At 62.1% G+C, this 5220-nt stretch carries 2 protein-coding genes and 1 pseudogene; all 3 read left to right on the top strand.

What is annotated here, in order from left to right:
• Positions 1 to 647: pseudogene (locus ACZYSM_RS28855) on the top strand (hypothetical protein); the annotation flags it as partial.
• 9 nt (positions 648 to 656) lie between these two features.
• The gene (locus ACZYSM_RS28850) at positions 657 to 4010 is read left to right on the top strand and encodes an ImcF-related family protein (RefSeq protein ID WP_489077043.1); all 3354 of its coding nucleotides are present in this window, start codon (positions 657 to 659) and stop codon (positions 4008 to 4010) included.
• On the top strand, positions 4007 to 5220 hold a 1214-nt coding region (gene tssA / locus ACZYSM_RS28845; protein WP_489077041.1), incomplete at its 3' end, for a type VI secretion system protein TssA. The genes ACZYSM_RS28850 and tssA, both read left to right, overlap by 4 nt.

Genomic DNA, 5220 nt, shown 5'->3' with positions numbered 1-5220 from the left:
TTGATAGTGCTTTGCCGGAGAAGGTGTTGCAGCGGGTATGGCAACAGGTATGGCGCGAGTCCGGCATCCGCCAGTCGACAGTGCCTGTCGAGGGTAACGGTTTGGTGGCTTTGGATCAGTGGCTCGACCGGCGTATTCGTGATCAGGCGATGCTGTTGGTAGTGTCGTCACAGTTTGCGCCGCAGCAGCCTGAAGGGACGGCTGAAGCGGCCGTCGGACTGCTGCTTGGTAACCGCCTGACGCAAACCGTCTTGCCCCCAATGGCCTACCTGCATCGTCCGGAGCAGGAGCGCGAGCCGACCACCGATGCCTTGCTCTATGTCGCCCACCAAGCCTTGGACTGGGTGCCGTTGGATGCGCAATCCATCGAGCAGACTTGGCGAGTGGGGGTTGATGCGCAACGTGATGCTGCATTGACCACGGTCTTGGCTGAAGTGCCTATCCCGTCGAAGCATAACCAAGGGTTTTATGACTTGGATAGTGCGTTGGGACACCCGGGCAAAGCAGCACCGTGGCTGGCGATTGCCACCGCAACGCAGGCTATTCAATGCGGCGCTGGGCCGCAGTTCATTTTTAGCGGGGGCGGCTGTGTTGATACAGGGCTCTGGGGCACGGTCTTGACGCCTGTGTCATCGCTCTCGAAGTAGGAATTTCAAATGCAGTTTCGACGTGTTGTGTGGTTGGCGGTTCTGGTCGTCGTGCTGTTGTTTATCGGTACGGTTCTGGGTGTATTGATTTTGCGTTACCCAGAGTTGTTTGGATTTAGATCTGGTAGTGACCACCAAACGACAGGATTGTGGTTGATAGCCGTTACGACCTTGCTTTTGGTGATGTGTGTCGGTGGCTACCATTTGTTGGGGCATCGGTTGGGAGGCTCGGCTTACCGTCGGCAGGAGGCGGATGATGTACCCCAGTCTGCGCAAGCTAGCCACCCTGAGTCCCGTGATGCTCAGGCTGCTTTGATCAATTCGATTAAAGCGCACCTATGCAACCACCACTCCGTCTTCTGGCGCCGCAAAGTCCGTCTGCTGTTGGTCATCGGCGAACCCGACCAGATCGAGGCCATCGCTCCGGGGTTGTCCAAAAAACTCTGGCGGGAAAGCCAAGGCACCGTCCTGCTATGGGGCGGCAGTGCCCAGTCGACGCTGGCTCAGTCATTCCCTGAGCAATGGGCTGGACTGAGCCGCTGGCGTGCGCTGGACGGGGTGGTCTGGGCGCTGAATACACCCCAGGCTGCGGATGCCGCCGCGATAGGGGCGGGCGTGAGCCAGTTGCAAAATTTGGCCCGTGGCTTGGGCTGGCAGTTGCCGTTGTACCTGTGGCAGGTCTGCGACAGTGAATGGTCGCAGGACTCACGTGAAAGCCGTCCGGTGGGTTGCTTGTTGCCTGCACGTTTCACGGCGGCGGCATTGGAAAACGCTCTGAGTGGTTTGCTGCTGCCTTTACGTCGCGAGGGCCTGGCGCAGATGAGCGATGTGTTGAGTCATGACTTCCTGCTGCGCCTGTCCCGGGATTTGCAGGACGGTGGCATTGCTCGTTGGCGTCAGACGCTGGCGCCTTTGTCCGGCGTGTTTGCCCGTGGCGTGCCGTTGCGGGGGGTGTGGTTCAGCTTGCCGGTGCAGGCCACTCAACAGGGTTTGGCTGCTGTGTGGCGCGGCGTGGTTGCCGATAGCGCCAAAGTGCGCCGATTGGGCTGGAGCGCTCCGCGCATCGGTTATGCGCTGGTGTTGGGGCTGGCACTGGTGTGGGGCGCGGGGCTGTTGCTGGCGTTTGTCAGTAACCGCACGCAGATCGCCCGGGTAGATACCGCGTTGGCGACGTTGCAGCAACCGGGCAGCGGCGATGCGCAACTGCGCGCGCTCAATGATCTGGTGCGCGAACTTGCGCGTCTGGATTACCGCGCGGAACACGGCGTGCCCTGGTATCAGCGTTTTGGTTTGAACCAGAATCAAGGCCTGCTCGATGCGTTATGGCCGCGCTATGTCGAGGCCAACAACCGCTTGATCCGTGACCCGGCGGCGGCCCATTTACAGCGCCAGCTCAATGCCTTGATCAGCCTGCCACCGGGCAGTGCGCAACGGGCCGAGCGGGCTCAGAGCGCCCACGAACAATTGAAGGCTTATCTGATGATGGCGCGGCCGCAAAAAGCCGACGCCGCCTTTCTGGCCAAAGCCCTGGGCAACGCCGAGCCGGTGCGCGACGGTGTGTCGCCGGGGCTCTGGCAAGGCCTGGCGCCGAACCTGTGGCAGTTCTACGGTGAACACCTGACGGCGCATCCGGGCTGGCGTATCGAGGCCGACCCGAGGCTGGTTGCCCAGACCCGGCAGGTGCTGCTCGGTCAGTTGGGGCAGCGTAATGCCGAAGGCAGTCTGTACCAGCAACTCCTCGACACCAGCGCCAATCACTACCCGGCGTTGAGCTTGCAAGACATGGTGGGCGATACCGAGGCGAAGGCGCTGTTCGCCACCACCGCTGAGGTGCCAGGGGTATTCACCCGCCAGGCCTGGGAGGGTCTGGTGCGGCAGACGATTGACGAGATTGCCGAGGCGCGGCGTGAGGAGATCGACTGGGTGCTCAGCGACAATCAAGCCAACATTGCCGACGAGCTGACCCCGGATGTGCTCAAGGCGCACCTCACCGAGCGCTACTTTCAGGACTACGCCAGCGCCTGGCTGGGCTTTCTCAACAGCCTGCACGGGCGTCGGGCCGAGAGCCTGGGCGAGGTGATCGACCAGTTGACGCTGATGAGCGATGTGCGCCAGTCGCCGCTGATCGCGCTGATGAACACCCTGGCCTATCAGGGGCAGGCCGGTGCTCGTCACCAGGCCTTGGCGGACTCGCTGATGAAGTCCGCCCAAAAGCTGATCGGCCAGGACAAGCTGCCAGTGATTGACCCACGAACACTAGAACCGCGCAGCCCGTTGGACGCCACCTTCGGTCCGTTATTGACCTTGCTGGGCAAAGACGCTGAGGGCAAGGGCGGTAACGACAGCCTGAGCCTTCAAGCGTTTCTGACCCGAGTGACGCGGGTGCGTTTGAAACTGCAGCAAGTGAGTAGCGCGTCAGATCCGCAGGAAATGACTGAAGCATTGGCGCAGACGGTGTTCCAGGGCAAAAGCGTGGACCTGACGGACACCCAGTCCTATGGCAGCCTGATCGCCGCGAGCCTGGGGGCGGAGTGGGGCGGGGTCGGGCAAACCCTCTTCGTGCAACCGCTGGAACAAGCCTGGCAGCGGGTCTTGCAACCCTCGGCCGCGGGGCTCAACAGCCAGTGGCAGCGCGGGATCGTGCGTGAATGGCAGAGCGCGTTTGCCGAGCGTTACCCCTTTGTCGACACCGCCAGCGACGCTTCGCTGCCCATGCTGGGGCAGATGATTCGCGCGGATTCGGGGCGCATCGAGCAGTTTTTGCAGAGCCAACTGAGCGGCGTATTGCGCAAGGAAGGCAACCGCTGGGTGGCCGATCCGCACCATAGCCAGGGCTTGCGTTTCAATCCGCAGTTTTTGGCTGCGATCAACCAGCTCAGTCAGTTAGCCGACGTGATCTACACCGACGGCGGCATGGGCCTGAGCTTCGAGTTGCAGGGCAAACCGGCGCGTGATGTGGTGCAAACCACCTTCACCCTCAATGGTGAGGAACACCAGTACTTCAACCAGCGAGAGTTCTGGCAGCGTTTCAGTTGGCCGGGCCGCAGTGACCATCCGGGGGCCAGCCTGAGCTGGACCAGTGTGCGCACCGATGAGCGTCTGTTTGGTGACTACCAGGGGACCTGGGGCCTGATCCGCTTGCTGGAGAAAGCCAAAGTTACCGCCCTGGACGATGGCGACAGCCGCTATCGCCTGGACATCAAGGCCCCCGATGGCCTGGACCTGACCTGGTACCTGCGCACCGAACTGGGCGCCGGGCCGCTGGCCTTGCTCAAGCTGCGCAACTTCACGTTGCCGCAGCAGATTTTCCTCAACGGGGGCACTGCTTCAGTGGCTGATGCGCAGAACGGGAGCCCTGAATGAGCCTGCAGAGCTTGATTGCCCAGTGCCTGGGTGAACGCGACGCGGTGGCTCTGGCCAGCAGCCAGGCTGAACGCTGGTTGCCGTGGCTGCAACCTGTCAGCGACGACTCGCCCGTCGGCGAAGACCCGGGTTATGACGATGACTTCCAGCGCATGCGCGAGGAGGTCAACAAGCTGTCCGGGGCGGATACCGAACGCGTGATTCAACTGGCAGAAAAGTTGCTCACCCACACTTGCAAAGACCTGCGGGTGGGCACCTATTACCTGTGGGCACGCTTGCACAAGGACGGTGAGGCCGGGCTGGCGGACGGGTTGACCTTGTTGGCCGCGTTGCTGGAGCGTTATGCCGCCCAGGTGCTGCCGGCGCGGCCCAATAGCCGCAAGATGGCCCTGGAATGGCTGGCCAGCAGCAAGGTGTTGGACAGCCTGTCGCTGTACCCCGAGGTGGTGCGCAGCGAGGCCGAAGCAACCGTGGCGGCGCTGGCGTGGCTAGAGCAAGGGCTTGAGGCCTGGCCGCAGGATCAGCGTCCGGCCCTGGGGGCGTTGTATGGCGCGTTGTCCGCTCGGTTGGCGCGGTCTGGCGGGGTCAATGCACTGGTGCCGCAGCACAGCGCCAGTCATGAGTTGAATGCGCAAAATACACAAACAGCGGTGCCGAGCGCCATGGTCATCAAGTCTGGGCGGGATCTGCTGGACAGCGGCCGGGTACTGGCGGGTTATTTACGTGAGCAACCCCAGGGCTGGCTGGCAGCCCACCGATTGATGAAGAGCTTACGCTGGGACACCTTGCATCAGGCACCACCTCTGGCCGCCAATGGCCATACACGCCTGGAATCGCCCCGTGGCGAGTACCGGGCGCAACTCCAACGCTTGTACCTGCAACAGAGTTGGACTGAACTGCTGGATCTGGCCGAGAGGATGTACGCCGAGGCGGTGAACCATTTCTGGCTGGATTTGCAGTGGTACCTGTATCAGGCGCTGAGCAAACAAGCCTCGCCACAAAATGATTGGGCGGACATCGTCAAACGTGACCTGGGCATGTTCCTTGAGCGCTTGCCGGGCCTGGAGCTGTTGAACTGGAGTGACGGAACCCCCTTCGCCGACCAGACCACCCGCGACTGGATCACCCAGCACGTCAGCGGTAATCGTGCGCAGCAATGGTTACCGGAACCGAAGGTGGTGGTCTCCACTGGACACGCCGAAATTCTGTC

The organism is Pseudomonas sp. F220, assembly GCF_057813935.1.
This window is presented reverse-complemented; position numbering and strand designations above follow the sequence as displayed.

What these genes read in the sequence shown, in the direction of transcription:
- ACZYSM_RS28850 (WP_489077043.1), top strand. Translation starts at nt 657, where the DNA reads ATGCAGTTTCGACGTGTTGTGTGGTTGGCGGTTCTGGTCGTCGTGCTG.